The 26,734-nt window shown below is 70.1% G+C and carries 25 protein-coding genes; 11 read left to right on the forward strand and 14 right to left on the reverse strand.

What is annotated here, in order from left to right; translation table 11 throughout:
- The first annotated feature begins 10 nt into the window (after positions 1-10).
- The gene (locus G6N49_RS20985; protein WP_083045044.1) at positions 11-913 is read left to right on the forward strand and encodes an aldose 1-epimerase; all 903 of its coding nucleotides are present in this window, start codon (positions 11-13) and stop codon (positions 911-913) included.
- Here the strand turns inward: G6N49_RS20985 and G6N49_RS20990 are convergent.
- Genes G6N49_RS20990 through dnaK form a run of 4 tightly spaced genes read right to left on the reverse strand, consistent with a single transcriptional unit; the run spans position 910 to position 5,021 of the window.
- Entirely contained in the window at positions 910-1,299 is a 390-nt protein-coding gene (locus tag G6N49_RS20990) for a heat shock protein transcriptional repressor HspR (RefSeq protein ID WP_011557891.1), read from the reverse strand. The two genes, G6N49_RS20985 and G6N49_RS20990, sit on opposite strands and share 4 nt — an antisense overlap.
- A 2-nt stretch (positions 1,300-1,301) precedes the next feature.
- Positions 1,302-2,480 (reverse strand): molecular chaperone DnaJ, encoded by a 1,179-nt coding sequence (gene dnaJ, locus G6N49_RS20995; protein WP_011557890.1) that lies wholly within the window; start codon positions 2,478-2,480, stop codon positions 1,302-1,304.
- 28 nt (positions 2,481-2,508) lie between these two features.
- Positions 2,509-3,156, reverse strand: a complete 648-nt coding sequence (grpE, locus tag G6N49_RS21000) for a nucleotide exchange factor GrpE (RefSeq protein WP_011854429.1) — start codon at positions 3,154-3,156, stop codon at positions 2,509-2,511.
- The gene (dnaK, locus tag G6N49_RS21005; RefSeq protein ID WP_011557888.1) at positions 3,153-5,021 is read right to left on the reverse strand and encodes a molecular chaperone DnaK; all 1,869 of its coding nucleotides are present in this window, start codon (positions 5,019-5,021) and stop codon (positions 3,153-3,155) included. The genes grpE and dnaK overlap by 4 nt, the downstream gene beginning before the upstream one ends.
- 215 nt (positions 5,022-5,236) lie before the next feature.
- Between dnaK and G6N49_RS21010 the strand changes: the two genes are divergently transcribed.
- Genes G6N49_RS21010 through zwf form a run of 3 tightly spaced genes read left to right on the forward strand, consistent with a single transcriptional unit; the run spans position 5,237 to position 8,018 of the window.
- Entirely contained in the window at positions 5,237-5,980 is a 744-nt protein-coding gene (locus G6N49_RS21010; protein WP_011557887.1) for an MBL fold metallo-hydrolase, read from the forward strand.
- A 9-nt stretch (positions 5,981-5,989) separates the two neighbouring features.
- Positions 5,990-6,550: a hypothetical protein gene (locus G6N49_RS21015; RefSeq protein ID WP_083045043.1), complete on the forward strand. Its 561-nt coding sequence runs from the start codon at positions 5,990-5,992 to the stop codon at positions 6,548-6,550.
- Positions 6,551-6,602: 52 nt separating this feature from the next.
- Positions 6,603-8,018, forward strand: coding sequence for a glucose-6-phosphate dehydrogenase (zwf, locus tag G6N49_RS21020; RefSeq protein WP_083045042.1), 1,416 nt, complete (start codon positions 6,603-6,605; stop codon positions 8,016-8,018).
- A 7-nt stretch (positions 8,019-8,025) separates the two neighbouring features.
- On the opposite strand, the gene G6N49_RS21025 is transcribed toward zwf, so the two are convergent.
- Both G6N49_RS21025 and G6N49_RS21030 read right to left on the reverse strand, forming a co-directional pair.
- Positions 8,026-8,502: a nitroreductase family deazaflavin-dependent oxidoreductase gene (locus tag G6N49_RS21025; RefSeq protein WP_011557884.1), complete on the reverse strand. Its 477-nt coding sequence runs from the start codon at positions 8,500-8,502 to the stop codon at positions 8,026-8,028.
- Entirely contained in the window at positions 8,496-8,816 is a 321-nt protein-coding gene (locus G6N49_RS21030; protein ID WP_235679559.1) for a lipoprotein LpqH, read from the reverse strand. The genes G6N49_RS21025 and G6N49_RS21030 overlap by 7 nt, the downstream gene beginning before the upstream one ends.
- Positions 8,817-9,060: 244 nt before the next feature.
- Between G6N49_RS21030 and G6N49_RS21035 the strand changes: the two genes are divergently transcribed.
- A complete protein-coding gene (locus G6N49_RS21035; protein WP_011768032.1) occupies positions 9,061-9,408 on the forward strand; it encodes a hypothetical protein in 348 nt (115 codons plus the stop codon).
- Positions 9,409-9,417: 9 nt separating this feature from the next.
- Here the strand turns inward: G6N49_RS21035 and G6N49_RS21040 are convergent, their stop codons facing one another.
- Genes G6N49_RS21040 through G6N49_RS21050 form a run of 3 tightly spaced genes read right to left on the reverse strand, consistent with a single transcriptional unit; the run spans position 9,418 to position 11,774 of the window.
- The gene (locus tag G6N49_RS21040; RefSeq protein ID WP_064876122.1) at positions 9,418-10,620 is read right to left on the reverse strand and encodes an NAD(P)/FAD-dependent oxidoreductase; all 1,203 of its coding nucleotides are present in this window, start codon (positions 10,618-10,620) and stop codon (positions 9,418-9,420) included.
- Positions 10,621-10,623: 3 nt separating this feature from the next.
- Entirely contained in the window at positions 10,624-10,815 is a 192-nt protein-coding gene (locus G6N49_RS21045; RefSeq protein WP_011557880.1) for a ferredoxin, read from the reverse strand.
- Between the two features lie 50 nt (positions 10,816-10,865).
- Positions 10,866-11,774, reverse strand: a complete 909-nt coding sequence (locus G6N49_RS21050) for a metal-dependent hydrolase (protein WP_011557879.1) — start codon at positions 11,772-11,774, stop codon at positions 10,866-10,868.
- 274 nt (positions 11,775-12,048) lie between these two features.
- Here G6N49_RS21050 and G6N49_RS21055 point away from each other — a divergent pair, with 274 nt between their 5' ends.
- Genes G6N49_RS21055 through G6N49_RS21070 form a run of 4 tightly spaced genes read left to right on the forward strand, consistent with a single transcriptional unit; the run spans position 12,049 to position 14,656 of the window.
- On the forward strand, positions 12,049-12,666 hold the full coding sequence (locus tag G6N49_RS21055; RefSeq protein WP_011557878.1) for a TIGR03085 family metal-binding protein: 618 nt from the start codon (positions 12,049-12,051) through the stop codon (positions 12,664-12,666).
- Positions 12,667-12,676: 10 nt separating this feature from the next.
- Positions 12,677-13,606, forward strand: coding sequence for an LLM class F420-dependent oxidoreductase (locus G6N49_RS21060; RefSeq protein ID WP_011557877.1), 930 nt, complete (start codon positions 12,677-12,679; stop codon positions 13,604-13,606).
- A 40-nt stretch (positions 13,607-13,646) separates the two neighbouring features.
- Positions 13,647-14,111 (forward strand): hypothetical protein, encoded by a 465-nt coding sequence (locus tag G6N49_RS21065; protein ID WP_049771738.1) that lies wholly within the window; start codon positions 13,647-13,649, stop codon positions 14,109-14,111.
- 26 nt (positions 14,112-14,137) lie between these two features.
- On the forward strand, positions 14,138-14,656 hold the full coding sequence (locus G6N49_RS21070) for a hypothetical protein (protein WP_011854422.1): 519 nt from the start codon (positions 14,138-14,140) through the stop codon (positions 14,654-14,656).
- Positions 14,657-14,764: 108 nt separating this feature from the next.
- Here G6N49_RS21070 and G6N49_RS21075 read toward each other — a convergent pair whose 3' ends face one another.
- From G6N49_RS21075 to G6N49_RS21095, 5 genes are all read right to left on the reverse strand, one after another.
- The gene (locus tag G6N49_RS21075) at positions 14,765-16,606 is read right to left on the reverse strand and encodes an Hsp70 family protein (RefSeq protein ID WP_011854421.1); all 1,842 of its coding nucleotides are present in this window, start codon (positions 16,604-16,606) and stop codon (positions 14,765-14,767) included.
- Between the two features lie 30 nt (positions 16,607-16,636).
- Complete coding sequence (locus G6N49_RS21080) at positions 16,637-18,163, reverse strand: dynamin family protein (protein WP_041924957.1); 1,527 nt, start codon at positions 18,161-18,163, stop codon at positions 16,637-16,639.
- Between the two features lie 68 nt (positions 18,164-18,231).
- The gene (gene iniA, locus G6N49_RS21085) at positions 18,232-20,091 is read right to left on the reverse strand and encodes an isoniazid-induced dynamin-like GTPase IniA (RefSeq protein WP_011854419.1); all 1,860 of its coding nucleotides are present in this window, start codon (positions 20,089-20,091) and stop codon (positions 18,232-18,234) included.
- A 95-nt stretch (positions 20,092-20,186) separates the two neighbouring features.
- The gene (locus G6N49_RS21090; protein WP_041924956.1) at positions 20,187-21,251 is read right to left on the reverse strand and encodes an IniB N-terminal domain-containing protein; all 1,065 of its coding nucleotides are present in this window, start codon (positions 21,249-21,251) and stop codon (positions 20,187-20,189) included.
- Between the two features lie 272 nt (positions 21,252-21,523).
- Positions 21,524-22,048 (reverse strand): Rv0340 family IniB-related protein, encoded by a 525-nt coding sequence (locus G6N49_RS21095; protein WP_011854417.1) that lies wholly within the window; start codon positions 22,046-22,048, stop codon positions 21,524-21,526.
- Positions 22,049-22,295: 247 nt separating this feature from the next.
- On the opposite strand from G6N49_RS21095, the gene G6N49_RS21100 reads away from it, so the two are divergent.
- Both G6N49_RS21100 and iniR read left to right on the forward strand, forming a co-directional pair.
- On the forward strand, positions 22,296-24,101 hold the full coding sequence (locus tag G6N49_RS21100; RefSeq protein WP_011854416.1) for an Hsp70 family protein: 1,806 nt from the start codon (positions 22,296-22,298) through the stop codon (positions 24,099-24,101).
- A 9-nt stretch (positions 24,102-24,110) separates the two neighbouring features.
- Positions 24,111-26,648, forward strand: coding sequence for an isoniazid response ATPase/transcriptional regulator IniR (gene iniR / locus G6N49_RS21105; protein ID WP_083045041.1), 2,538 nt, complete (start codon positions 24,111-24,113; stop codon positions 26,646-26,648).
- The last annotated feature ends 86 nt before the right edge of the window (positions 26,649-26,734 follow it).

Below are 26,734 nucleotides of genomic sequence, written 5' to 3' on the forward strand. Positions count from 1 at the left end.
CACTGGCGACGTGGCCGAACACCAACCCGTCACACTGAGCGATCCGTCGTCCTCGGTGACCGCGACCTATGTGCCCGCCGCGGGGATGATCTGCACATCGCTGGCCGACGGCGGGGTCGAGTTCCTCGGCCAGCGCCGCGGCGTGGAGGCCTACATCACCAGCGGTAAGACGATGGGTATCCCGCTTCTCTACCCGTGGGCGAACCGGTTGAGCTCGAGCAAGTACGCCATCGACGGCGGCGTGGTCACGCTCACCCCGGGCGTTGCGGGGGTGCGCACCGACGAAAACGGGGTGCCGATCCACGGGGTGCTGGGCGCCTACCCGGGGTGGGTGGTCACCGAGCGGTCCGACAACACGCTGGTGGCCGAGGTCGACTGGACCGACAAACCGCGCCTGCTGGCGACCTTCCCGTTCCCCCACGTCCTCACGATGTCGGTGACGCTGGCCGACCGGACCCTGACCGTGGAGACCACGGTGACGCCGTCGGCCGCAGCACCGGTCCCGCTCTGCTACGGCTACCACCCGTACCTGCAGATCCCGGACGTCGCGCGCGCGCAGTGGCAGCTGCAGTCCCCGACGATGCGCCACCTGCGCGTCGACGCCTGGGGTCTGCCGACGGGGGCCACCGAGGAATGGGCGGGTGGCACCGCACCGCTCGGCGACCGCGAACTCGACCACGGTTTCGACCAGGTCGGCGACGGCGCGCTGTTCGTCCTCGCCGGTGGTGACCGGCGGGTGGAGGTGACGTTCGAAAAAGGTTATCCGGCAGCGCAACTCTTCGCACCGTCGGCCGACGATCTGGTCGCCGTCGAACCGATGGCCGCGCCCACCGACGCGCTGCGCCGCGAGAACTACCGGGTGGCGGCGCCGGGTGAACCCGATACGAGTCGGTTCACCATCAGGGTGACCTAGCGGCCGCGGCCGTGCCGCGGCTGCCACACGACCAGCGCGGTGCTCTTCGCCGGCACCGCGAGATCGCGGCGCTGGTTGGCGCGCAACTCCTCGACCTCGCGGACCAGTTCCTTGACGCGCGACTGCAGCGCCTCGACCTGGTTGGTCAGTTCGATGATGCGTTTGATCCCGGCCAGGTTGACGCCCTCGTCCTGCGACAACCGCTGCACCTCGCGCAGCAGGTCGACGTCGCGCTCGGAGTAGCGCCGGCCGCCGCCGGACGTGCGCTGCGGGCTGACCAGGCCGAGCCGGTCATAGGTGCGCAGCGTCTGCGCGTGCATACCGGCCAACTCGGCGGCCACCGAGATCAGGAAGGTGCGCGCTTCCTCGTTCCGTTTGGCCGCCACGATCAGGCTCCTGCCCAGCCGGCCCGCGGGTCGAATCCGCTCGCGCGCTCGGCCTTCGCGTAGGCCTCCAGCGCCTCGGCGGCCTCACCCTCGAGGTTCGGCGGAACCGCGACCTTGACGGTGACCAGCAGGTCGCCGTGCCCGCCGCCACGCTTGGGCACACCGCGCCCACGCACCCGCAGGATGCGGCCGTCGGAGGTGCCCTTGGGCACCCGCACACCGACCTTGCCCTCCAGCGTCGGGACGGAAAGCGTTGTGCCGAGCGCCAACTCGTGGAAGCTGACCGGCACGGAGACGGTGAGGTCGTCACCGTCGCGGCCGAACACCTTGTCCGGACGCACATGGACGGTCACGTACAGATCGCCCGAGGGCGCACCGCGCAGACCCGCCTCGCCCTGACCGGCCAACCGGATCCGCTGACCGTCCTCCACGCCCGGGGGGATCCGCACGTTGATGGTGCGGGTCCTGGTGGTGACGCCGGTGCCTTTGCACTCGCCGCAGGGGTGCTCGATGATCGAGCCGCTGCCCTTGCACTCGGTGCAGGGTTCGGAGAACCCGAACGCGCCCTGGTTGCGGTTGACCACCCCGGCGCCGTTGCAGTTCGGGCACACCTTCGGGCTGGTGCCCGGACGTGCGCCGCTGCCATGGCAATTCGTGCACGGTGCCGGGCTGGTCAGCCGCAGCGGCATCGCCACACCCTTAGTGGCCTCCAGGAACGACAGCTCGGTCTCGGTCTCGAGGTCGTTACCCCGCCGGGGCCGGCTGGGCCGCGGCGAGGCACCCCGCCCGAACAGACCACCGAACAGGTCGCCGATGTTGGCGCCGCCGGTCTGCCCGGCGGCGTCGAAGAGGTCGTTGAGGTTGAACTCGACCCCACCGTCGGCGCCGCCGAAACCGCCGAATCCTCCGCCGCCGCCGTTGAACCGGCCACGCCCGAAGCCGCCGCCGGCGAACAGCCGGCGGGTTTCGTCGTACTCCTTGCGCTTCGCCGCGTCCGACAGCACGCTGTGCGCCTCGGACACCGCCTTGAACCGCTCGGCGGCGGACGGGTCCGGGTTCGTGTCGGGGTGAAGATCGCGGGCCAACTTCCGGTAGGCCTTCTTGATCTCGTCCGCGCTGGCGTCAGAGGAGACGCCGAGCTCCTTGTAGAAGTCCTTCTCGACCCACTCGCGTTGGGCCATACCGCGTCACCTCCTCACCTTTCTCTCGTTACTGGTTGTCTGATTCTGCGGCCTCGCGCCCCGCCGCGCTGGCGTTCTCGGCCGTGTCGCCCGCGGGCACGGTGTCCACCACGCCGACGAGCGCGTGGCGCACCACCTGGTCACCGACCTTGTAACCGCGGCGCATCACGGTGCCGACGACGGGGTGGGTGCCCTCGCCCTCGTGCTGAACGGCCTCGTGCAGGCCGGGGTCGAACTCGTCGCCCTCCTCGCCGTACGGCGTCAGCCCCAGCCCCTCGAGCGTGCTCACCAGCTTGTCCGCGACCGCCTTGAGCGGGCCGGTGTCGAGGTCGCCGTGGCTGCGTGCCCGGTCGAGGTCATCGAGGATCGGCAGCAGCTGCGCCATCACCCCTGCCTTGGCGCGGTCCGCCGTCAGCTGCTGATCGCGCAGGGCCCGCTTGCGGTAGTTGGCGAAGTCGGCCTGCACCCGCTGGAGATCGGCGAGCAGCTCACCGGCCTTGTCGGCCTCCTCCGGGGTCTCCCCTGCGAAGGAGTCCGGCGCGGCGTCCGGCGCCGGCCCACTGGGGGCCGGGCCGGACGGATCGCGTACCTCACCCGTCACGGGATCGATGCGCCGCTTGTCGGTGACGGTCACCGGCTCCTGCGGATCGCTCTCGCTGTTGAAGGGACGGGTCACTTGTTCTCCCGGTCATCGTCGACGACCTCGGCATCCACGACGTCGTCATCGCTGCTGCTGGACGAACCGTCGGCGCCACCGGCGCCACCGCCGGCGGCCTGCTCGGCCTGGGTGGCCTCGTAGATCGCCTGGCCGAGCGCCTGGCTCTCGGTGCCCAGCTTCTCCATCGCCGCCTTGATCGCGCCGATGTCGGTGCCGGCGAGCGCCGTCTTGGCCTCGGAGATCGCGCCGTCGACCTTGGTCAACACGTCTTCCGGAACCTTCGACCCGCCCTCGGCTTCGCGTTGTTCCTTGACGAACTTCTCCGTCTGGTAGACCAGCGTCTCGGCCTGGTTGCGGACGTCGGCCTCTTCACGCCGCTTGCGGTCCTCGTCGGCGTGCGCCTCGGCGTCCTTGATCATCCGGTCGATCTCCTCCTTGGACAGGCCGGAGCCCTCCTGGATGCGGATCGTGTTCTCCTTGCCGGTGCCCTTGTCCTTGGCGGTGACGTGCACGATGCCGTTGGCGTCGATGTCGAAGGTGACCTCGATCTGCGGGACACCGCGCGGGGCGGGCGGGATACCGGTCAGCTCGAAGGAGCCGAGCAGCTTGTTGTGCGAGGCGATCTCGCGCTCACCCTGGAAGACCTGGATCTGCACCGACGGCTGGTTGTCGTCGGCCGTGGTGAAGGTCTCCGACCGCTTGGTCGGGATCGTGGTGTTGCGCTCGATGAGCTTGGTCATCACGCCACCCTTGGTCTCGATACCGAGGGACAGCGGGGTGACGTCGAGCAGCAGGACGTCCTTGACCTCACCTTTGAGCACACCGGCCTGCAGCGCGGCGCCGACGGCGACGACCTCGTCCGGGTTGACGCCCTTGTTGGGCTCCTTGCCGCCGGTCATCTCCTTGACCAGTTCGGAGACCGCGGGCATCCGGGTGGAGCCGCCGACGAGCACGACGTGGTCGATGTCGCCGACCGAGATGCCGGCGTCCTTGATCACCGACTGGAACGGCTGCCGCGTGCGGTCGAGCAGATCCTGGGTGATGCGCTGGAATTCGGCGCGCGTGAGCTGTTCGTCGAGGAACAGCGGGTTCTTGTCGGCGTCGACGGTGATGTAGGGCAGGTTGATCGAGGTGCTCTGGCTCGAGCTGAGCTCGATCTTGGCCTTCTCGGCGGCTTCGCGGAGCCGCTGCATGGCCATCTTGTCCTTGGTCAGGTCGATGCCGCTGGAGGCCTTGAACTTGTCGACGAGCCACGTCACGACACGCTCGTCCCAGTCGTCGCCACCGAGGTGGTTGTCACCGGAGGTGGCACGCACCTCGACCACACCCTCGCCGATCTCGAGCAGCGAGACGTCGAAGGTGCCGCCACCGAGGTCGAAGACCAGGATGGTCTGTTCCTTCTCACCCTTGTCGAGGCCGTAGGCCAGCGCCGCGGCGGTCGGTTCGTTGACGATGCGCAGGACGTTGAGGCCGGCGATCTGGCCGGCTTCCTTGGTGGCCTGACGCTGGGCGTCGTTGAAGTAGGCGGGCACCGTGATGACGGCGTCGGTGATGTCCTCGCCGAGGTAGCTCTCCGCATCGCGCTTCAGCTTCATGAGCGTGCGGGCGCTGATCTCCTGGGCGGTGTACTTCTTACCGTCGATCTCGGTGTTCCAGTCGGTGCCCATATGCCGCTTGACCGACCGGATGGTGCGGTCGACGTTGGTCACCGCCTGGTTCTTGGCGGGTTGTCCGACCAGCACTTCACCGTTGCGCGCGAACGCGACGACGGACGGCGTCGTACGCGAGCCCTCGGAGTTGGCGACGACGACGGGGTCGCCACCCTCCAGCACTGCGACGACGGAGTTGGTGGTCCCGAGGTCGATTCCGACCGCACGAGCCATGGTTTGTCCTCCTTGTTACCGACTACTACGTTTGTGGGGTCTGAGCGGACCGCACTCAAGACTGCTCCGCCGGAGGCCCGGCTGTCAACTCAGACTTGAGCGAAGTTCACTCAACTTGTCGTTACCCTCAACTGGTCGGCCGACGGATTTGTTCCCGGCGCGGATTTTTTGTCCACTACGCCCACCGCCGGCACCGGTAGGCGGACGATCAGGGCATGGAAACCACCGTCGACGAGATCGCGCCCGGAGTCTTCCGGCTGTCGACCTACGTTCCCGAGATCACCGAGCACGGGTTCACCTTCAACCAGTTCCTGCTCACCGGTGACGAGCCGTTCCTCTTCCACTGCGGACAACGGCAACTCTTCCCGCTGGTGTCGGCGGCGATCCAACGGGTCATCCCCCTCGAAAAGCTGCGATGGATCTCGTTCGGCCATCTCGAGGCCGACGAGTGCGGCGCGATGAACCTTCTGCTCGCGAGCGCCCCGAACGCCCAGGTGGTGCACGGTCAGCTCGCCTGCATGCTGTCGCTGACCGACATGTGCGACCGGCCACCGGTCGCGGCCACCGACGAACCGCTCGACACCGGCGGGCACTCGCTGCGGTTCATCGCCACCCCGCATGTCCCGCACAACTGGGAGGCGGGCCTGTGGTTCGACGACGCGACAGGCACATTGCTTGCGGGGGATCTGTTCACCCATGTCGGCCGCTGTCCCGCGCTCACCGAAAACGATTGCGTCGCTCCGGCTCTCGAGGCGGAGGCCTTCTTTCACGCCACCGGGCTCTGCACCGATCTCGTTCCCACGCTGACCACCCTGGCCGAGTTGCGCCCGACGACGCTGGCGATCATGCACGGTTCGTCGTTCACCGGCGACGGCGAGCACCAGCTGCGCCGGCTCGCCGACGGCTACACCGACATGATGCGCGCGTCACTCCAGTCACTTACACCACAACCCCCGTAGGGTTGAGGGGTGCGGTCAAAGGTGGTGATGGCGGGCGTCGTCACCGTCGCCACGCTGCTCACGGGCTGCCAGAACGACACCAGCGGCACCGCGGTCCGAAGCCCCGACTCGCTCATCGAACCGACCGAGCCCACGGTCCCGACCCCGCGGCCGTCCCGCACCTCCACTCCTGCCCCGCCGCCGCGCACCCTCACCCCGGCGCCGCCCAGCGCGTCCGCGCCGCCGTCGGCCGCCGAGGTGCTCGCACCGCAGAACGGTTACGTGTTCATCCAGACGAAGTCCGGTAAGACGCGCTGCCAACTCAGCACCGAGGAGGTCGGCTGCGAAGCGCAGTTCACCGACTCCCCCGAGGTCGGCGGCCTGCCGGCCAACGGTGTGCGCCTGTCGGCCGACGGGCAGGTCGAGTGGGTGCTCGGCAACCTCGGCGACATCCCGGCCGTGACCCTGGACTACCGCCGCTACTCGGTGGTGGGGTGGACGATCGACGCGAGCAGCGACGGCACCCGCTTCACCAACGACCGCACCCAGCGCGGCATGTTCGTCTCCGTCGAACGGGTGCAGACTTTCTGACTTGTCGGTCACACCGGTTTGAAGACATGCGGCCGCCGGGCATGTTGCACCAGTGAGCGAACAGCGTCCTGCCCCACACATTTTCGTGCTGTTCGGCGCGACCGGCGATCTGGCGAAACGCAAACTGTTCCCCGGTCTGTACCGGCTGGCCGCGGCGGGACGCCTGCCGGAGGAGTACGCGATCATCGGATCGGGCCGCCACTCCCCGGGCGGCGACGACGAGTTCCGCGACAGCGTGGGCGACGGGTTGCGCGACTCGGTCGACGACATCGACGATCGCGTGCTGTCAAACCTGTTGCAAAGCTTGTCTTTTCAGACCTCCGACAGTGACGACGGCAGCGACCTCGCCGAGGCCGTCCGCTCCGCCCGGACGCGACTCGGCGACGGCGCCCAGACGTTGATCTACCTGTCGGTCCCACCCAGGGCGATGCAGCCCATGATCGGGATGCTGGGCCGTGAGGGGCTCGCCGAGGGTGCACGGGTGGTCGTCGAGAAACCCTTCGGCACCGACCTGGACACCGCGCGCGAACTCGACGCGACGCTCAAGGACGTCGTCGACGAGGATCAGGTCTACCGCATCGACCACTTCATCGGGAAGGAGGCGGTGCAGAACATCCTGGCGGTGCGGTTCGCCAACGGCCTGATCGAACCCGCCTGGCACCGCAACCACCTCGTGTCGGTGCAGATCGACGTCCCCGAAGAACTCACGATCGAGGGCCGCGGCAGCTTCTACGAGTCGATGGGCTGTTTCCGCGACATGATCTCCACGCATCTGTGCCAGGTGCTGGGGTTCGTCGCGATGGAGCCGCCCGTCCACCTCGATCCGGTGTCGCTGCGCAACGAGAAGGCCAAGGTCTTCGAGGCCATGCGACCGCTGGATCCCGACCGCGTGGTGTTCGGTCAGTACGACGGATACCGCGAGGAGGAGGGCGTCGCCGACGATTCGCAGGTCGAGACGTTCGTCGCGCTCGAGGCGTTCATCGACACCGAGCGGTGGCAGGGCGTGCCGTTCTACCTGCGCACCGGCAAGGCGCTCGGGGCCACCCGACGCACCGTCACGCTGACCTTCCGCAGCCCGCCGATGGCGCTGTTCGGCGCCGACGACAACGAGCACTCCCCCAACCAACTGGTCCTGGAACTGACCGACTCACCGGAGTTCCAGGTCCGGCTGCTGGCCAAACGACCCGGCCCCGACCTCGGGCTGATGCCGCTCGACCTCAGTCTCGGCGTGGCCGACGAGGATTCCGACGACACCCCGCTCGAGGCCTACGAGCGGTTGCTGCTCGACGTGATGCGCGGGGACCAGACCCTGTTCACCCGCGCCGACGAGGTGGACCGGCTGTGGCAGGTGTGCCAGCCGGTGCTCGACGCACCGCCACCGGCGCTCACCTACGCTTCCGGCTCGTGGGGTCCGCAGGAAGCGCTGGCCCTGCCCGGCGCGGCGGGGTGGCGGCTGCCGGATGCGTGAGCCGGTGTCAGTCGAGCGCGACCTCGACCACCGGTAGCTCGGTGCCCGGCGGCTCGACCCGGCCGCCGAGGTTCCGCTCGAGGACTCCTCTCAGAGCGCGCCACGCCCGCGGATGGCGGCTCCGGTAGTCGGTCAGCGCATCATCGGCTTCGGGCCCGGTCAACCGCCGGGCGGTCGCCGGCACCGAGATGCGCCGCCCCGTCGACACGCGCACCCGGGGTTGGGCCGCGACGTTGCGCAACCACTGCGCCTGTTCGCCGAATCCCGAAGCGACGGTGTAGGAGTCGCGCGTGCGATGCGCGACCACCTCGAGCACTACGTAGCGGCGCCTGCCGGTGCTGCGGCCGACGTGTTCGAGCATCAAGAACCGGTCGCCCAGCATGAAGCCGAGGCCGCATCGGTACAGCAGGATCGGCGCGCGTACCAGGGGCCGGCACCGCAGCATCCGCTCCACCACACCGGTCGCTCGTCCGGCGCTCAGCATTGCACTTCGAAGGAGAAGCGTGCGGTCTGGGCGAGCTCGTGCGGACGCGCGGTGTACACGCCGTAGGCCGTGCCGCCCAGTTCGGTTGTGTCGCCGTCGTTTCTGACGGTCTTGATGCTCCCGACGCCGCCCTCCCAGAAGTCTCCCGAGAATCCGCCCAGGTCGCGGATCTTCACCCACTTCGCCACGGGCCGCGCACCGCCGACGTCGAGAACGCCGGTGATCTCCCCCCGCGAATTCCCGGCCCGGACCGACAGATACTTCTGCTGGCGTTCGCATCGGGGCACGAGCGATGCGACGGCGGTGTCGTTCACCGTCACCGTCGCGCGCGAGACAGGGGGTTCGGTCGGCTGTTGCTCGGAACAGCCGGCGAGTACCGCCGACAGCGCGAGGGCCGTCGCGGCGACCCGGGTCAGCGGTCGCCGCGGAGCTAGGCCAAGCCCTCGCAGTCTGTCCACCATGGGGTCACATACCCCGTCTCGCCACCGCTGATACGTGTCGCGGAGGCGCGGGGACCGGTACCCGTATCGGAGCGGCGCGCAGGGGGTAAGGGGCGGCATGATCGTCAAACGACTCGCTCTGATGTTGGGTTTGGTCGCGCTGCTGGTCGGTGTGGTGGGCCTGCTGACGCCGGTGTCCGTGTCCCCCGAACGGCAGGTGGTCGACTGTGGCAGCGCTCTGGGGCCGGATCTTTCCGAGGCGCAGGCACTCGATGACGGCAACGCCGCGAACGTTCCGGTCGACGGCGGCCTCCTGGTCGACGTCGCCTATACCGACCTCTGCCGTGCGGAACTGCACGACCGGCGGGTCTGGACGGTCAGCCTGGCCGTCGCCGGAGCTGCCGTGGTCGCGGCGGTCGGAGTCCTGGGTGTCGGGTCGCGTCGCCGTGAGCGGCAGGAGAGTTGACCTTCTCGACTACCCGGGCGGGGCCGGCGGGAAGGCGCCGAAGACTGCGTCGCGATAGGCGTGGACCCGGCCGGGGATGGTGCTGAGCACCGCGATGACGCGACCGTCGCGACCGTAGGCGGCGACGAAGTCCCACCGGTCGGGGCTACCCTCGACGACGGCGACACTGTCGTAACCGTCAGGCACACCGAGCATCTGCATCTTGACGTCGTACTGATCCGTCCAGAAGTACGGCAGGGCGTCGAACTCCTGCGCCCGCTCGGGCCCGGCGAGCAGGGTGTGCGCGGCCGCGACCCCCTGACGTTCGGCGTGCTCCCAGTGCTCGATGCGCAGATACCGTTCGTAGCGCGGGTGCCACCAGGACGCGACGTCACCGGCGGCCACCACATCGGTCACACCTTCCACCGCACCCGTGGCGTCGCACACCACGCCGTTGTCGAGGCGCAGATCCGACCCGCTGAGCCAGTCGACAGACGGGGTGACGCCCAGTCCGATGATCACCAGGTCGGCGGGCAGTCGGGTGCCGTCGGTCAGGTGCACCGCCTCGACCCGGTCGTCGCCGGCGAACGACTCCACACCCACCCCGGAACGCAACTCGACGCCGTTGCCGCGGTGCAGTCGTTCCCAGCACGCGGCCATCTCCTCGCCGAGCGCTGAAGCCATTGGCGCACTGCTCTTTTCGATCAGTGTCACCGAAAGACCCATAGACCGGCACGTCGCCGCCACCTCCGCGCCGATGAACCCGCCGCCGACCACGACCACCCGCGGACGCGATTCGAGCCGCTCCCGGATGGCCAGGCAGTCGTCGACGGTGCGAAGCGCCATGACCCCGTCGGGCACCGGACCGTCCGGCCACTGCCGTGCGGCCGCGCCGGTTGCGACGACCAGTCCGTCGAAGGGCACCGAGACGTCGTCGGACCCGTCGCGCAGGTGTGCCGTGCGCGTGGACATGTCGAGCTCGCGCACCGAGGCTCCTCGCAGCACCCGCGCTTCGAGGTCCATCCGCGGCGCGAGGTCGGCCCCGGCCCGGTGCACCGCGCCGCTCAGCAGCTTCTTCGACAGCGGCGGCCGCTGGTACGGGGCGTGACGTTCGGCGCCGACGACGGTCAGCTCACCGCGGTAGCCGTCCAGGCGCAGGGTCTCCGCCGCGCGCATCCCGGCCACACCGGTGCCGACGACGAGGATCTTCTCGAGTTGACGGTCCACCGGCATGGCTCATCCCTCGACGGTGATCGCCTGGGTGGGACAGGACCGTTCGGCGCCGATCACCTGCTCTCGGAGTTCCTCGCTCGGGTTCTCCTGCAGCAGGTGCAGGTAGCCGTCGTCGTCCAGCTCGAACACCTCGTGACAGATGCTCATACAGACGGCGTTGCCGTCACAGGTGTCGAAATCCACCGAAACCTTCACCAGTGCACCTCCTCATCTCGTTCCACGCCGGCCAGCACCCGCTGCCGGGATCAGGTCGTCTGGGGTGCGAGCCCGGCCCGTTCGCGCGCCGCGCGGGCCGCCGGCGAGTACTCCAGGTACTGGACGGCCATCTCGGTGGAGGCCTCGTGATCGGGGTGGTGGCCGCGCCGCAGGTAGCGCACCGGGATCGTGAAGAGCAGGCTCCCCGGCCCGGGGAGCCGGTACTGCCGCGCCGCACGCAACCAGTCCCGCCAGCGCCAGGTCTGGTCGATGGTCGGATCGTTCTTCATCAGGTAGCGGGCCCCGGCGATCCACCAGCCGATGAACAGCGGTGCGGTGGTGAGCATCGAGATCGCGCGGATCCAGTAGCTCCCGCAGACGTTCTGGTAGACGTCGAAGACCAGGGAGCGATGTTCGACCTCCTCGGCGCCGTGCCAGCGCAGCAGGTCGAGCATCACCGGATCGGCACCGGCATAGTCCAGGGCGCGATTCTGCAGCACCCATTGCCCCAGGACCGCGGTGAAGTGTTCGAGTGCGGCGACATCCGCCAGCCGCCGGTACAGCCACCACCGGTGCAACCGGGCCGGCAGGAAGCGCGGGGGGTCCCCGAGCGTCATCGACAGGCTTCTACCCAGCCGCTCGGTGTACGGCTTGGTGTCGATGCCCTGTTCGGCGAGGTGGTCGAGGACGATCTGATGCGCCCAGGCGTGCCACGACTCCTGCTGGATGAACGGTTTGATGGACCCCTCGAGTTCAGGGTCGTCGACCAGCGAGGACGCCTCGAGCACCGCCTTGATGAAGTGCCGCTCCCCCTCCGGCAGCAGCAGATGCAGGACGTTCATCATGTGTGTCGAGAACGGATCCCCGGGCACCCAGTGCACCGGAGTCTCCGACCAATCGAAGCGAACCATCCTGCGGTACTTCGGATATCCGTCGTGGTGCAGTTGAACTTCCGGCATCGAAACCTCCGCCGATCGAAACGCAAGTACTTCGGAGAACGATAACCGGCTACCCATACCCGCGGTACCGGAAACTTGAATGTCCGGCGACATCTTTTGCACGTTCGCAATTGTTGCGTTTGTTCGCTACTTCGACGCCTGCCGACAGCGCCGTTCCTCCGACCTGGCCGCGCCCGGGCCCGGGCCCGGGCCCGGCGCGTAGCGAAGTCGATACCGGGGTATTGCTGCACCCGATGCTCACGAGCTCTCTCGCCGGACCAGATGGAGGAACACCATGACCGCCGCCCAGCGGGAACGCGCCGCGCTCGTCGATGCCATGCGCGCCAAGGGACCGGACGCCCCGACCCTGTGCGCGGGCTGGAAGACCCGCGACCTGGCCGCTCACCTCTATGTCCGGGAGCACCGGCCGGACGCCACGGCCGGGATCGCCGTCCCCGCGCTCGCGAAGTACACCGAAAAGGTCCAGAACCGGGCGGCCGAGGGCGACTGGGACGAGCTGCTGGACAAGATCGCCGCCGGGCCGCCGCTGTACTCACCGTTCAAACTGCTCGACCCGGTCGCCAACCTCGCCGAGATGTTCATCCACTGCGAGGACGTGCGCCGGGCGCAGCCGGGGTGGGAACCGCGCACCCTCGACGACGCGACGGTCAACGGCCTGACCCGGACGCTGTCGCTGATGGCACGCCTCACACTGGCCAAGGCGCCGGCGCGCGCGGCGTTGCGCACACCGGAGGGTAAGACCCTGGTCACCGCGGGCAAAGGTGATCCGGTGACCGTCACCGGACGGCCGGAGGAATTGCTGCTCTTCGCGGTCGGTCGCGAGGCCCGCGTCGAATTCGAGGGTGACCCCGCCGCCGTCCAGGCGCTGCGCGATGCCCCGAAGGGTCTGTAGGTTGGCCGCCGTGGATTTCCGTGTCTTCGTCGAACCGCAGCAGGGCGCCCGCTACGCCGACCAACTCGCCGTGGCCCGAGCCGCCGAACAACTCGGCTACTCGGCCTTCTTCCGCTCCGACCACTACCTCGCGATGAGCGGTGACGGTCTGCCCGGGCCGACGGACTCCTGGGTGACGCTGGCCGGCATCGCCCGTGAGACGTCGTCGATCCGGCTCGGCACGATGGTCACGTCGGCGACGTTCCGCCACCCCGGCCCGCTGGCGGTCTCCGTCGCGCAGGTCGACGAGATGAGCGGCGGACGTGTCGAACTGGGACTGGGCGCAGGGTGGTTCGAGGCCGAACACAAGGCGTACGCGATCCCCTTCCCGCCGCTGGGTGAACGGTTCGACCGGCTCACCGAACAACTCGACATCCTCACCGGCATGTGGGCCACCCCCGTCGGCGAGACGTTCGACTACAGCGGCACCCACTACACCGTCGTCGACTCCCCTGCCCTGCCCAAACCGGTGCAGGCGGTGCCGCCGGTCATCATCGGCGGCCAGGGCGCCAAGCGCACGCCGGCGCTGGCGGCGAAGTACGCGGGCGAGTTCAACGTGCCGTTCGTCCCCCTGGACACGTTGAGTACCCAGTTCGACCGGGTCAGGGCGGCGGTCGCCGAGGCGGGCCGCGAACCGGATTCGATGGTCTACTCCGCGGCGTTCGTCCTGTGTGCGGGCGCCGACGACGCCGAGATCGCCCGGCGCGCCGACGCGATCGGCCGCGAGGTCGACGAACTGCGCAGCAACTCGCCGATGGTCGGCACACCGGCGGAGATCGTCGACAAGCTCGGACCGTTCGCCGAGGCCGGCGTGGAGCGGGTGTACCTCCAGATGTTGGACATGGCAGACCTCGACCACCTGGCGCTGGTCGCCGGTCAGGTGCTGCCCCAGCTGCGCTGACCCGGCACGCCGCACCTGGTCGCGGTTAGGATCGGTGCCCGTGACGGGCGCCCGCGACGACGACGAGCATTCCGGCCGACAGGTCGATGCGTCGACTCCGTGGCACCACTCGACGGCCAAGGTGCTCGGCGCGAGCATCGCCGGGCTGGCGGCGATCGGGTTGATCGTGACCGGGGTGATGTTCGCGTCGCGTGGCGGCGAGTCCCCGCAGGCGCCGGCGAATTTCGTCGATCCGAGTTTCTCGTCGATGACCACCAGATCGAGTTCGGCGACCACCTCGACCACCACCACGCGCATCAGCCCGCCCCTGACCACCGACCTGGACCTCCCACCGGAGCTCCCGTCGTCGACGCCTCCCTCGCCGTCGGAGACCTCGAGCACCAGGGGGCGGTCGACGACCCAGGAAGAGGAGTCCGAGGAGAGCGAAGAGGAGTCGTCGCCGCGAACGACGACCCGCAACCGGCCGCGACTCAACGAGACACGCACGCTTTACCCGCGCCCCTGAGCAAACGACGCCTACTATCGAAGCCCGTGGCGCGACCTCCTGAAGATCCGAATTATTCGGACAACGAGCCGACCCAGTACTCCAACGCCTACAGCGATGAACCGACGCAGTACGGCGATTACACCGGGGCGTACGACCAGCCGCCGCCGGAGGAGCCGCAGCCGTGGTACCGCAAACCGGGCGCGCTGATCGCCCTCGGTGCGATCGCGGCCCTGCTGGTGGCGGTGATCGTCTGGCTCGTCGTGCAGTTGGTCTCGGGCGACGACTCGGGCGAATCCACGACGACGACCACAACCACCACCACCACGTCGGAAGCACCCTCGGTGGTGCCCCCGCAGACCGTGACCGAATCGCCGACCGAGACGACGGCGCCGACGGAGACGACGGCGCCGCCCGAGACCACGACCACCACACCCAGCGAGACGACCACCACGACGACGGCGCCGACCACGACCACCACCTCGCCTGCCGCCACCACGACGGTGGAGACGAGCACCAGCACGGTGACGATCACGGTGCCGACGCTGGTCCCGCCGGGAGGCTGAGGGTCGGGCGGCGCCCGCCACCGCGAGGCTGAAACTACGCAGGCAAAGTGCAAGAACACACCTGCGTCAGTTCAGCCTCGCGAGAACCGCCTGCGCTGGGCGCCGGAGTCAGCAGACGGTCTCGGCGTCCGGCACGCACTCGGGCTGAGGTTCGGCCGGAGCCTCCGCAGAGGGTTCGGGCGCGGCAGTCGGCTCAGGCTGCGGCGCGACGGTCGGCTCCGGGACGACGGTCGGCTCAGGCTCCGGCGCGACGGTCGGTTCCGGCTCCGGTTCCTGCGTCGGTTGAGGCTCCTGCGTCGGCTGGGGCTCGGGTTCCGGCGCCGGAGCGGGTGCCGGCGTGGACGACGGCGGAGCGGGCCGCGGCAACGTGAACTCCGGCAACGGGATCCGGGGCAGACCCATCGACGGAGCCGGAGCAGGGGCCGGGGCAGGCGCAGGCGCAGGGGCCGGTACTCGAGCGGGTGCGGGCGCTCGCGGCGCGGGCGCCACCTGCTTGGACGCCACCCGCCGCTCGGCCGGAGCGTTCGGATTCGGTCGCGACGGTGGCTGAACGGCCCTCGGCGCCGGTGCGGGCGCGGCGGCCGCCACCCGCTCGGTGACCACCGGGGCCGGCGCCCCTCCCTGCGGGGCCGCGGCCTGCTGCGGGGCCGGTTGTTCGATTGGCTGCGTCGCCACCGGTGCGGTGATCTGCGACGAGCCCGCCTGCACGGCATCCGCCTCGCCGGTCTGCGAGGTGAGGATGAGTCCGGTCGCCGCCAGGGCCGCCAGACAGGCCGCGCCGGCGAACAACGCCCCGGGCCTGCGGTACCACGCTGAGCCGTCCGGGGAATCCTCGATCGGCTCCGGGTCGAAATGGATCCCTGGCCGCGCCAGCGCCGGGTCGTACACCGGCTGCGCGTACTGCGTCGCCGCCTCGAAATCCTCGGTCTCGGCCGACCACGCCAGCGGTATCGCGGCCTCGGTCGCGGGGGCGGCGTCGAACACCGGCGCGAGCGCGGTCACCGCATCCTGCTCCGAGCCGCGCGTCGCGATCAGTTCCGCACCCGCCGCCGCGACGACCTGCGCGTACGGACCGGTGATCACCGGCAACCGCAGCGCCTCCGAAAGGCGTTGGGTGACAATCGGTATCCGTGCCCCACCGCCGACGGTGGCGACCGCGGCGAGTTGCGCGGGGACCACCCCGTTGCGGTGCAGCACGTCGAGGACGGTGTCGACGAACCCGGCGAGCGGGCCGGCCAGCAGCGACTCGAGTTCGGGCCGGGTCAGCCGGATGTCCCCGTGCGGCCCGGCCAACGCCGTCGCGGTGTGCACCGACAGTCGCTCCTTCGCGGCCCGCGACTGCTCCCGCAACGCGGACAGTGACGCGACCGCCGACGTACCGCTGGGGTCGGCGGGGATCCCGGCGGCGAGGTCGGCGAGCACATGCTGCAGCACCGCCTGGTCGATCAGGTCTCCGGAGAAGTCGTCGTAGCGGACGGTCTCGCCGATCACGCGGAACCCGTCGCCCGCGTCGGCCAACGTGATGCTGGTGCCGGTCGCCCCGAAGTCACACAGCGCGACGACGCCGCGCGCGGGCAGTCCGGGGTTGGCCTGCAGCGCGGTGAGCGCCGCGACGGCGTCGGAGACCACGGTCACGTGCGGCACGACGGCGCGCAACGCCGCCACCGCTGCCGTCGACCAGTGTGCGGGCACTGCGACCGCCACCACGTCGGGACGTCGAAGAGGGTGGGCGGCCCGGGTGAGCGCCTCGATCGCCGCGGCGGCCAGCTGACCGCCGTAGTGCGCCGAGCCGTCCGCCGCGACCAGGGGCACCGGATCACCGACGCGGTCGACGAACCCGGTGATGGTCGAACCGCCCACCGTCAGTACCGCGGGCTGGATGGTCGGGCGTCCGTCGGCTACGGCGACCAGGTTGGCCGCACCCAGGGATACGCCGAGAGAAGTGCGCATACCTGTTTGTCGTCGCGGCGCGCACAAACGTTAAGCGGGTCCGTCCCGGTAAGACCGGCCCTTCGCCGCGTACGCGGCGACCAGCGCTTCGGCACTGCGCACCGCCGCCCGGCAGGCCCTCGCGGTGAAGGGGTCGTTGAGCGGATGCTCGGCACGCCGACGCCACCGCTGCGCCGCGGCGAACGCCGCCCGCGGCCCGTCGTAAGGGTCCTCGGGCTGCAACCCCAGCCGGCTGGCCGCATCGGTACCCGAACCGCCGATCAATCGCCGCAGCGAGGCCATCTCGTCGTCGGTCAACGTCGTTGTTCGCGAACGCAGTTGGCTCAGCAACCGGAGCTCCTCGAACGCATGGGTGTCGGCGAGCAGCGGGTCGATGTCGGCGATGATGTACGGGGTCGCGTAGATCGGGTTGAGCTGGACGAACTGCCGCAGCGACAGCAGCGCCGTATGCGCCTTGAGCAGGTCGGAGCGCTGCGCGAACTGCTGGTCGATCACGTCCCGCAACGCCACCAGGCCGCTGCGTTCGAGCAGTTCGTCGGCCAGCGCCACCGAATCCTTGACCCCCGCGCGCAGCACGGCGATCGAGATCCGCACGCCGAACATGCCGAACCGGTCCAACAGCGCGGCGCGGGTCGACGCGTCGACGGGCAGCGGACTGTCCTCGCGCACGAACCGGTCCACCGACAGCATGGCCTTCGCCAACTCGGCGGGATCCACGCCTGCGAGTTTCTCCAGCGCCACGAACTCGCTCTGCCGCAGCGTGCGCGCGGTCAGCGCGAGCAGCCCCGAGACCGGCACGACCGCCTGGCAGATACCGGTGCGGTCCATCTCCTCGGTGAACCGGGTGGCGACGTCCTTCGCCGAGAGCATCGCATCGATTCGGCCGGCGCCGATCTCGTCGGCCCGCGAGGCCACCCCGATCACGCCGAGCGCCCCCGATGAGCCGCCGACCAGTTCACCGATCTGTTTGAGCAGCGCGATGTCGGCGGCGTTGAGCGTGCGCAGCAGGAACACCACGGCGTCCACCCGGGGCACCCCGTCACCCGGCACCAGCAGCCGCAACGTGCGCTCCGAGACGTCGCGGGACAGCGACGACGTGCCCGGGGTGTCGATGATCGTCGAGTCGATCAGTTCGGCGGCAGGCCACTCCACGTCGAGGTCGAGCACGTCGTCGGGGTCGAGCCTGGCCAGGTCGAAGGTCAGACCCCTCTCGTCGGCGGGGCCGCTCGACCTGCGCGCGATCGGCACGTTCGACCGGCGGCCGCCGCGGTGGTTGGCCGTCACCTTCGGGGTGGGGCCGTGGCGGAACCACGTGACGATGCGGGTGGCCTCGGTCGCGTCGGTGGGTGCGATCTCCTCGCCGACCAGCGCGTTGACGAGTGTCGACTTACCGGCCTTCAGCGTGCCGGCCAGCGCGATGCGGATCGGCTGGTTGAGCCGGGCGCCGATGCGTTCGAGTTCGTTGTGCACCTCGGGGCGCTGACGGTACGCCGGATCGTCCCGGTAGGCCGCGATGGTGCCGCCCAGGATCGCGCGCACTTGGTCGCTTGTGCTCAGGGTTTGCCCAGTCCGTTCCAGTTACCCGACTCGCTGACGCTAAGAGCTTGCCAGACCCGGTCCGCCGGTCAGGGCGCGGCGACCGGTGCCGCGGCCGGCGTGCCGAGTTTTTCGGCGTGCTCGATGACCTGACGCAGGATGTTGAGTTGCCGTTGCAGTTCCTTGGTGCGGGCGTTGCGTTCGGACTCCGCCAGCCTGGCCGCGGCGATCGTGGCCTGCAGCGATTCGTTGAGTGAGCGGGTCGTCTGGTTGGCGATCTCGCGGTAGTGGTCGCGCAGTTGACGCTGGATGCCCTTGAGCCGGTCGCGCGATTCCTTGCCCACCACGAATGCGACGTCGTCGACGAATCGGCGCACGTTGGTCTTCGCCTCGCTGCGCACCCGCAGCATCCGGTTCTCCATGTCCTCCTTGTAGGCCTTGCGGCCGAGGACGAAGCCGGCACCGAGCGACAACGGGTTGAACATGCCGAGCCCGGCGAACGACGTCAGCATGCCGAACATCAGCACACCGCCGTAGGAGCCGCGCATCCCGGTGACGATCTTGTGGCCGATCTTGAGCGGTTTGGCCTCCAGATGGGCCAGCGACCGGAACTCGCCGAACTCCGCCCCCATCTCCCTGGCGTCGATCGCGGGCATCCGCACCGCGTCCAACCCGGCCTCCATGAACGTGCGGGCGACCTCGGCGGCCAACGCCTCGGCCCGCTGGTAGGCCCAGACGAAGTTGTCGCCGACGGCGGTCGCCACGGACTCCTCGAGTTCCGCACCGATCTCGGCCCAGTGCAGGGTCGGGTCGCCTGCGTCGATGACCCGCTCGGTGTGGAAGGTGATGTTGCGGAAACGCTGCCGCAGGTCGTGGTCGACGTCGGCGGTCAGGTCGGCGATGCCGTCGTTGAGCACCTGCTGCCACAGCGCGGTCTGCTGCAGCGCCTCCTCCGCCTCCTTCTTGCGCCGCTCCAGGTCGGCGGTCAGGGTGCCGCCGGCCGCAGGATCGTCGAGTGCGGACAGTTCCGACTGCACGGCCATCGAGAGGTGTTCGGCGGCGGCGCGGATCTCGTTGACCACCTGATCGCGGACGCGGTCGGTGTTGCGGGCGAGCACCTGTTCGGACAGGAACTTCACGATCGCCGGGAAGTTGGACTCCTCGTTGAGTTCCTTGTCGTTGAGTTGGACGGCGTGGCTGCGCAACGTCGACGACGCGGGGATCAAGGGGGTCGTGATGCCCGCCCGGTGCAGGTGGCCGGCGTTGGCGTCGACGACCTGACGCCAGTGCGGATACAGGTCGGTCTTGGTCGCGACGATCGCGGCGACCGGGCAGATCTCCAGCGCCTGGCGGATGAAGGTCATCTCCGGCTCGGTGAACTCCTGGCTGGTGTCGCTGATCATCAGCATGGCGTCGGCGTCGGGCAGCAGCCCCAGCGTCGCCGAGAGGTGTGGTTGGCCGTGGCCGCCGACACCCGGGGTGTCGACGAACGCCAGACCGCCCTTGAGCAGCGGGCTGGGCACCGTCACCTCGACGCGCAGCACCTCACGGCCGTCGGCCTGCGGTGCGCGGCGCAGATCCTTGCCGAGGTCGGTGGTCGGGATCTCGACGAGTTCGGGTTCCTCGCCGTCGGGACGGGCCACCACCAGCCGCGCCGACGGCTGTTCGGCATACGACACGACGGTGGCCAGGACCGTCGACTCGTCGTCGCCGACCCGGGCCACCGGCATGTTGAGCAGTGAGTTGAGCAGCAGGCTCTTGCCCTGTTTGAGCTGCCCGGCGATCACCACCCGGATCTGCGGGTCACCGATGCGTGTGCGGGCGCGCGCCAGCCGCGCCACCAGGTCGCCGCGGTCCTGCGCCTCGGCGATCTTGGTGGTGTGCTCGATGAGCTCGGTGACCACCTTGCGCGTATCGGCCACGTTGCGGGGGCCGTTCGGTCGGGTCATGACGCCCTTCTCTCACGCGGAGTTGTTCACACGGTAGGCGCGCGAACTGGCGGGGACCATGTCGGTCCCCGCCAGCTGCGTCATCCGGTTGTCGGTCAGAACACGTCCAGACCGGTGTTGGTGTCGTTGTTCGACGCGACGTCGGTGTCGATACCGGTGTTGGTCTCGAAGCCGGTGTCGTTGCCCGAGAACAGGCTCGTGTTGGTCTCGTTGCCCGAGCCGATCGCGGTGTCGTTGCCGGAGCCGATGTTCGACTCGTAGCTCGAGGAGTTGTCCTCGATCTTGCTCTCGGTCGAGGTCGAGGTGTTGGTCTCGACCGAGGTGTTGACCGAGTTGTCCTCGACGTTGTCGCTGCCGTAGTCGCCGTCGATCTGCGTCCCGGCGTTGACGTCGTTGTCGGTGATGATGATGCCGCCACCGTTGCCGCCGTCGCCGCCGACCGCGTTGCCGCCGCCGATCCCGATCAGGCTGCCGCCGCCGTCCGCACCGCCGCCGTTGCCGCCGCTGGTGTCGACGTCGTTGAGCACCGGCGCGTCGTTGTCGGCGATGAGGTCGCCACCCGCGGTCTGCGAGTTGTCCTCGACCTCGTTGTCCTTGCCGACGACCACGTTGGAGCCGGAGCCGGCCAGGATGTCGCCGTTGTTCATGGTGTTGCCGTCGCCGAGAACCGCGCCGTCACCGCTGACGATGTCGCCGTCGTTGTCGCCGCCGACCACGACGCCGCCGTTGGTGGCGGTCTGGGTGGTCTTGTCGCCGAGGGTGATGTCACCGAAGCCCAGGTTGAAGGCACCGTTCTGGGCGTTGGCGCCTGCGGCCTGGTCGGGGCTGGCGATCGGGACGTTGTTGCCGCTCAGCAGGTCGGTGTCGTTGCGGCTGGCGAACTCGGTCGTCGGCGCGAACGAGGTCTGCGGCGAGAACGGCGAGGCGAAGTTCGAGGCCAGCTGGTGGTGGTCGGCGACCGCCCGCTGCAGGCCGACGATCGGGTCGCCGCCGCCGAGCGCGTAGCCGGCGGGTGCGGCCGTCGCGGCCACCGACGCCAGCTGCGCGGCGGTAACGTTCGGCAGGCCCGCATCGCGCAGCGCACCGTCCGGGTCGACGACGAAGGACGCCGCCGAGGCCGGGCTGCGGAACAGGTCGAGGATGAAGTCAATGATGTTCATGTGACTGCCTTTCGTGTCTTCCCGGTTCCCCGGGGAGGTTGTCTCGCCGGCCCTCCGGCGATCTGGACACCACGTTATGGAGTTCGAGACACCCGGCCAACGGGGTTGCCACCCCTCGCTCAGCGATCCGCGTAGGGGGTGGGAGCTCATCCCCATTAGGGGAATAGGGGGATCCATCGGGGGATATCGGGATGAGCGGAATAACCCCAGCTCAAGCACCAAAAAACCCACGCGGACGGGAATCCGCGCGGGTTTCGGTGAAGCGAGTGGGGTCAGTCGAACAGGTCGAACCCCGGGTTTTGGCCGGGATCGTGGTCGGCCGGCTGGACGTCGTCGAGCGCCGCACCCCACACGTCGTCGAGGCCTGTGCCCGCAGGCGTCGCCTCGTCCAGCACCGGGTCGGTGAGCTGCGTCGACAGCGAGTCGACGAGGGTGTCGGATCCGGTGAGCGGGTCGGCGGCCTGGTCGAAGTGATCGGTCGTGTCGATGACGGCGGATGTGGTGTCGATGACGGCCGAGGCGGGTGCCGGATCGGCGAACGCGTCGAACGCCGCGGTGGCGGCGCCGCTGGACCACACATTGCCCGCGGCCTCCGCCCCGAAGGGGTCCAGGCCGGTCGACGCCGCGGCCATCGGCATCGATTCCGTCACCACGGGGATCAGGTTGTCGACGTCGACGCTGGTCACGTCGGTGAGCTGCGCATCTGCGATGGCTGCGGCAGGATCGGCGGCGTACCGTGCGGCAGCGTCGGGGTCCCGCACCAGCGACATCACGAAGTCGAGTAGTGAGTTAGCCATCGAGCACCCTTTTCCATTACCGATCCCATGACTGATCGTGTTCACGCGGGTCGGGAGTCAGTCCCCCGACTGCTTGTCACGATGCTATGCACGCCGGACGCCCACGGGATCGGTGCGCAGCCCACTCCCGCGCCTCGACCATTAGGGGGTTAGGCGTTAGGGGATGCGCGCCACTAGGGGGATTTCCCGAGGATGCGGGGACCCCGGCGTTATTGTGGTGGCCGGCCCAGACAGGAGACATGCCACCATGACCGAACCCCTGGGGTTGTCGATCGGGATGACGAACCTGGTCGCGGCCCGCGTCGGCCGCCCGCCGGTGATCCGACGTGCCATCCTCACCCTCTTCGCCGACCGGGCCCCCGAGGTGGGCGTGCCCGGTGAATGGTCGGCGAACCCCACCGAACCCGGCCTCGTGCTGAGCGGATTCGTCGACCGGGTCGGCGATCCCGTCCCGCTGGTCGCCTCCGACGGTTCCGCACACCGCGGTGAACTGGTGCTCGCCGAAGCGCTCGACGCGATGGCCCGCACGGTCGACGGCGGTTCGCCGATCGCCATCGCGGTGCCCGCCCACTGGGGTCCGGGCACCGTCGGGGCGCTTCGCGGGGCGCTGCGCAACCGGCCGAACCTCGCACCGCACGGGGTGCCCGCCGCGCTGATCCCCGACTCGACCGCCGCGCTCGCCGCGCTGCAGGCCGCGCCGGGGCTGCCCGACCAGGGCGTGGTCGTCCTCGTCGACCTCGGCGGCAGCGGCAGCAGCATCTCGCTGGCCGATGCGGGCGCCAACCTCGACGCCGTCGGCCAGACCGTGCGCTACCCGGAGTTCTCCGGCGATGCGATCGATCAGGCGCTGCTCAACCATGTGCTGGTCGGTATCGCCGATGCCGGGTCCGCGGATCCGGCGAGCACCGCCGCGGTCGGATCGCTCGCCCGTCTGCGCGACGAGTGCCGCCAGGCCAAGGAACGGCTGTCCGCCGACACCGCGACCGCGGTGCCGGTCGATCTGCCCGGGGTGCAGTCGGACATCCGGGTGACACGGCCCGAACTCGAGCAGCTGATCTCCGAACCGCTCGGCGGGTTGCTGAACGCGATCGAGGACACGTTGCAGCGCAACCAGATTCCGGTGGCGAACGTGACCGCGGTGGCGACGGTCGGCGGCGGGGCGGCGATCCCGCTCGTCACCCAGCGGCTCTCCGAGCATCTGCGGGCACCGGTCGTCACGACCCCGGAGTCGCAGCTCAACGTCGCCGCCGGCGCCGCGTTGGTGGCCAATCAGAGCGCCGACGCCGACGCTCCGACCGGCATGGCCCCGGCCGCCGACGCCCCGACGAGCATGGGCGCAGCGGCCTGGGCGGCCGGTGCGGCCGGACTGGCCGCCGGCGCGGCCGCCGCGGACGGGGCCTCGTCGGCGACCTTCCGCGCGCTGGCCTGGTCACAGGACGACGAACCCGCCGGTGAGCCCGTTCCCTACGCGGGTGCGGACTACGACCCGTCCGCAACCGGGGCGCGCCCGCCGGTCGCGTTCGCACCCGACGACACCGGCTACGGGGCCGGTCACGGTGAGGAACCCGGGCCGCTGCCCTGGTACAAACGCCCGCCGGTGCTGTTCGGCGCGGCCGCCGCGGCGGCGCTGGCGGCGCTCAGTGGCCTGGCGATCACCCTGACCGGCACCGAAGGTGATTCGACGCCGGTGACCGAGACCGCGACGACCTTCTCGATGGAACCGTCGCCGCAGGCCCCACCCCCGCCGGTCACCACTGTCACCATCGGACCCGACGGCGTGGCCACCACCACGGTGAGCCAGCCGCCACCACCTCCTCCGACGACCACCCAGCAGACCACCACGACGACTCAGCCCACCACGACCACGACGACCACCACCCAACAGACCACGACGACCACCCAGCCGACGACGACCACCACGCGGCCGACTACGACCCAGCCGCCGACCACGACGCAGCCGCCGCCGACCACCACGGCCGCACCGCCGCCGACGACGGTGGACCCGCCCGATCCGCCGGTCACGACCGTTCCCGTGCCCGACGACGGCGCCTGATCGCACACGATGGCAAGCCCGGCGCCGCACCGTCCGGCGGAGCTTCCGGCCGCGGCGCGCGAGGCCGTCACGGCGATCGAAGCGGACCCCGCGGCGCCGGCGAAGGTTCTGGTCACCGGGGGGATCGGGACCGGTAAGTCGACCGTGCTGGCGGCGGTGCGTGCGGCCCTGCGGTCGGCGGGCCGTCCGGTGCTGTCCCGGCCGCGGCGCCCCGACGACCCCGCCGAGGCCGCGGTGGTCGTCGACGATGCGCACCTGCTCGACCCCGGCGACCTCGATCGGCTCACCGATCTGGTGGCCGATTCGGGATCGACGGTGGTGATCGCCACCCAGCCGCTCGCACACAATGCGCCGCTGCGCGCACTGGTCACCGCGCTCGAACGCGAAAACCCCGCCGTCGCACTGGGTTCGGTCACCGCGGTGGAGGTGGGCCGGGCGGCGGCCGCGACGCTCGGTGCCGCCCCGGCACCCGAGGTCGTCCGGCTACTGACCGCCGTCACCGCCGGTCTGCCGTTCCTGCTGCGGCCCGCGCTCACCGCGGTCGGCGACGGGGCCGCGGCGGTCCGGCAGGCGGCGCGCATCGCGCTGATCGAACGGCTGCGCCGCCTCGACGAACCGCTGCTCGACACGCTGCTGGTGGCGTCGCTGAGCCCCGAACTGGGACCCGACGACGTCGCTGCGGCCCTGCACATCCCGTCCGACGCCGCACTCGCCGTCGTCGACCGGGCCAGGGCGAGCGGACTTCTCGAACCGGCGTACCACCACAGCTTCCTGCGCACCGTGCACGAGGGCATCGCCCAGCTGGTGGGCGCCGCCCGCCACCACGACATCGAGGTGTCGCTGCTCCGTTCGCAACTCGAATTGTCAACGCTGACAGCAGATCTCGCGTTGAGAATGGCAGAACACGGACTGCGCGACGAACGGCTCGGCACCGCGCTGGCCGATCTGGCCGCGCAGACCGCCAACGACCCTGCCCGCTCGGCACGGCTGTACCGGGCGGCCGCCGACGCCGGCGCCACCGCACTCAGCGCGCAACTCGCCGACGCACTCGCGCTGACCGGGGACTGCGCGACGGCGGGCCGCATCGCCGATGAACTGCTCACCTCCCAAGACCCCGACGAACGGGCCGCCGCGGTGCGGATCTCGGCGAGCATCGCGATGCACGACGGCAGCGCCGCCCATGCTTTCGACCTCTTCCGCTGGCTGGGGCCGTCCCCCGACGCGCTGCTGAGCGCCGCGGGCACCGTCGCCGCACTCGCCGCCGCTGACGGGGACACCGCCAGGGAGCTCGCGCGGACGCAGGCCGCCGGACCCCCGACGTCGATCGCCCGCGCGGCGCGCAGCCTCGCCGACGGGCTCATGCTGTCCCTCGACCAGCCCTACCCCGTCGCGGCGGCGCGGCTGGGGCAGTCACTGAACGCCGATGCCGGCGTCGTCACCCCCGACACCCCGGTCGCACTGGTGACGCTGGCGGCGCTGCACGGCGGCGACCCGGTCCGCGCCCGCAGCGTGATGGGCCGGGCCGTTCGCAGCGGGCGCGACGACGGATCCGGCGATGCGATATTCGTCACGTACCGGCACCGCCTGCTGCTGGGCTGGACGCACATGCAGGACGGCCAGTTGCAGGCCGCGGCCACCGCGCTTCCGCGGCCCACCGCCGACCTGCACCGCCGCGATGCGCTGTGGGCGGCCGCGCTGCAGACCGCGATCGCGCGGCGCAGCGGGGACAGCGGCGCCATGCAGATGCACTGGTACTCCGCGGTGGAGGTGCTGGCCGAATACTCGGTCGACCTGTTCGCGCTGCTCCCGCTCGGCGAGCTGTGGGTGGCCGCGGCCCGGCTGCGGCAGGTCGAGCGGTTACAGCACACCCTCGACGAGGCCTTCGCGCTGCTCACGGCGCTGGGCGATCCGGTGCTGTGGTCGGTGCCGCTGCACTGGGCGGGTGTGCACGCAGGCATCCTGGCGAACTCTCCGGAAGCGGTCGCCCCGCACGGGCAGGCGCTGACCGCCGCCAGCCGCGACGGGCGCGCACAGAGCGCGTTCGCGAAAGCGCTGGCCTCGGCCGGTCGCACCTGGTTGCGGGTGCTCGCCAACCACGTCGATGTCGACGAGGTGTCCGCTGCCGCCCGCGGGCTGGCGCAGTTCGGCCACACCTGGGACGCGACGCGGCTGGCCGGGCAGGCCGCCCTGCAGACGCCGGACGGCCGGGTGTCGCAGGCGATGCTGCAGCTCGCGCGCGACCTCAAACAAAGCGTCGCCGGCGCCGAGGTGCCGACCGAGACGACCGGTATGGGTGCACCGACGCCCGCGGCGGCCACCCCGGCAGCGACCCCGGCCCGGGCCGCCCCGGCGCAACTCTCGGAACGGGAACGCGAGGTGGCAGAGCTGCTGCTGCTCGGTATGCCCTACCGGGACATTGGCGCTCAACTGTTCATCTCAGCGAAGACCGTCGAACACCATGTGGCCCGGATCCGCCGCCGGCTCGGCGCGGAATCGCGGTCCGAGATGCTGTCGATGCTGCGCGCACTTCTCGCCCCCTCGGGCTGACCACAGGGCGGGTTAGGGCAGCCTTCGTAGCGGCCCGCTTGGCAATGGTGACACTATGAGCAGGACCAAGCCTAAGTTACCGACGG

This window comes from Mycolicibacterium monacense, from assembly GCF_010731575.1.
Classification (GTDB): domain Bacteria; phylum Actinomycetota; class Actinomycetes; order Mycobacteriales; family Mycobacteriaceae; genus Mycobacterium; species Mycobacterium monacense.

Bases quoted from the DNA above. Each gene is read 5' to 3' on its own strand.
- dnaJ (WP_011557890.1), bottom strand. From the start codon at position 2,480: ATGGCCCAACGCGAGTGGGTCGAGAAGGACTTCTACAAGGAGCTCGGC.
- dnaK (WP_011557888.1), bottom strand. From the start codon at position 5,021: ATGGCTCGTGCGGTCGGAATCGACCTCGGGACCACCAACTCCGTCGTC.
- G6N49_RS21090 (WP_041924956.1), bottom strand. From the start codon at position 21,251: ATGAACATCATTGACTTCATCCTCGACCTGTTCCGCAGCCCGGCCTCG.
- G6N49_RS21100 (WP_011854416.1), top strand. From the start codon at position 22,296: ATGACCGAACCCCTGGGGTTGTCGATCGGGATGACGAACCTGGTCGCG.
- G6N49_RS21075 (WP_011854421.1), bottom strand. From the start codon at position 16,606: ATGCGCACTTCTCTCGGCGTATCCCTGGGTGCGGCCAACCTGGTCGCC.
- G6N49_RS21040 (WP_064876122.1), bottom strand. From the start codon at position 10,620: ATGCCGGTGGACCGTCAACTCGAGAAGATCCTCGTCGTCGGCACCGGT.
- G6N49_RS21025 (WP_011557884.1), bottom strand. From the start codon at position 8,502: ATGCTGAGCGCCGGACGAGCGACCGGTGTGGTGGAGCGGATGCTGCGG.
- G6N49_RS21055 (WP_011557878.1), top strand. From the start codon at position 12,049: ATGACCGCCGCCCAGCGGGAACGCGCCGCGCTCGTCGATGCCATGCGC.
- G6N49_RS21050 (WP_011557879.1), bottom strand. From the start codon at position 11,774: ATGCCGGAAGTTCAACTGCACCACGACGGATATCCGAAGTACCGCAGG.
- iniR (WP_083045041.1), top strand. From the start codon at position 24,111: ATGGCAAGCCCGGCGCCGCACCGTCCGGCGGAGCTTCCGGCCGCGGCG.
- G6N49_RS21035 (WP_011768032.1), top strand. From the start codon at position 9,061: ATGATCGTCAAACGACTCGCTCTGATGTTGGGTTTGGTCGCGCTGCTG.
- G6N49_RS21095 (WP_011854417.1), bottom strand. From the start codon at position 22,048: ATGGCTAACTCACTACTCGACTTCGTGATGTCGCTGGTGCGGGACCCC.
- G6N49_RS21010 (WP_011557887.1), top strand. From the start codon at position 5,237: ATGGAAACCACCGTCGACGAGATCGCGCCCGGAGTCTTCCGGCTGTCG.
- iniA (WP_011854419.1), bottom strand. From the start codon at position 20,091: ATGACCCGACCGAACGGCCCCCGCAACGTGGCCGATACGCGCAAGGTG.